Annotated in this window: 1 protein-coding gene; it reads right to left on the reverse strand. The window is 71.0% G+C overall.

Annotation, left to right across the window (positions count from 1 at the left end; all coding sequences use genetic code 11):
* Nucleotides 1-557 precede the first annotated feature (557 nt).
* Nucleotides 558-803, reverse strand: coding sequence for a DUF3761 domain-containing protein (locus ACFWI9_RS34530; RefSeq protein ID WP_387169310.1), 246 nt, complete (start codon nucleotides 801-803; stop codon nucleotides 558-560).
* Nucleotides 804-1,200: the final 397 nt, after the last annotated feature.

A 1,200-nucleotide genomic window follows, 5' to 3' on the forward strand; every position in this document is an offset into this window, starting at 1 on the left:
GCCGGAGAGACCGCGCCCGGCGTGCACTTCGGATCCTCCAACGGCTCCCCCTTCAGATACCGGTAGTGGCAGGTGCCCGCGGCCGGCTGCTGCTGCACCGTGTACGTCTTCTGCGGACCCGCCCCCACCGCAATCGCCCGCCCGGCCCCGCCGGCGCCCGACGCACCCGATGTAGCACTCGCGCTCTCGGACGCCGCGGAACCGCCCAGCGACGTAGGGGAGCAGCCCGCAAGAACCAGGCAGGTGAGCAGGACAGATGATGCGGCACGGCGGGTGGAACGCATGACGACCCCTCATGGTCAGGCGATGGCTGAGCAGATGCTGCCCTACCCGACTGCCGGCCTACCGCGCGGGGCACCGCGCGAAGACGCACTGCCGTCACGCGGCCTGCCGCGGACGGCGCACTGTGCACGGCCCCCGTCCCGCGCACAACGGGACGGGGCCGCGTTCGAGCGGCGGGCTGGTCTTGCTCCTGTAGCGGCCTGCCAGCGGATTTCGATGCGGTGCGGCCGGGTGCCGCAGCGGGACGCCCTGGGGCCGGCCAAGTCTTGTGCTGCCTACCGGTACCAGTACTTGACGCCCCGGTGGTGCGAGCACGTTCCGCGGGCGTGGGCGCTGTAGGAGTACGAGCCGTCCTTGCACTTCGCGGTAGCGCCGTGCGGATGCGGTGAGTTCGCCTTGCAGACGCCCGTCGTGTGCCGCGCGCAGGACGCGGCCGCCGCATCGGTCGCCGCGGCGACGGGCACCAGGAGCGCCCCCGCCATCACTGCCGCCGCAACCGTGCCCCGGACTTTCGTCAGCATGATTCCCCCTCTGGTGGTTCGGAGAGGCGAGCATGCATCCGCCGACTGCGGCACCCGGACAGACCCGGCGGACCGTCACGCAGCAGTGACGCTCGTAGCAGAGCCGTCGCACCGGGTTCGAAGCGCACGAACAAGCGGGCGAACCAGGGCGCTTCCAACTCTGCGGCGGCGCCTCGCACCCACAGGGGCATGCACTTCTTCTCCCGCCTGCGCGGCGGGTGGGTGGCATCGTGGTTGACGCCGGGCAGCCTCTTCCCGAGGGCAGCCTCCGAAATTTGCGCAAACAGAATGGGGCGGATGGCTGACGCGGCGAACGGATCCCCTCTCGGCCCGCAGGAGGTTGTGCGCGGGGCGCATAAGAGGAGGCTCAACAGGACGGAATCCCAGCGCCGTTCTG

The organism is Streptomyces sp. NPDC127084, assembly GCF_042724175.1.
Taxonomy (GTDB): Bacteria; Actinomycetota; Actinomycetes; order Streptomycetales; family Streptomycetaceae; genus Streptomyces.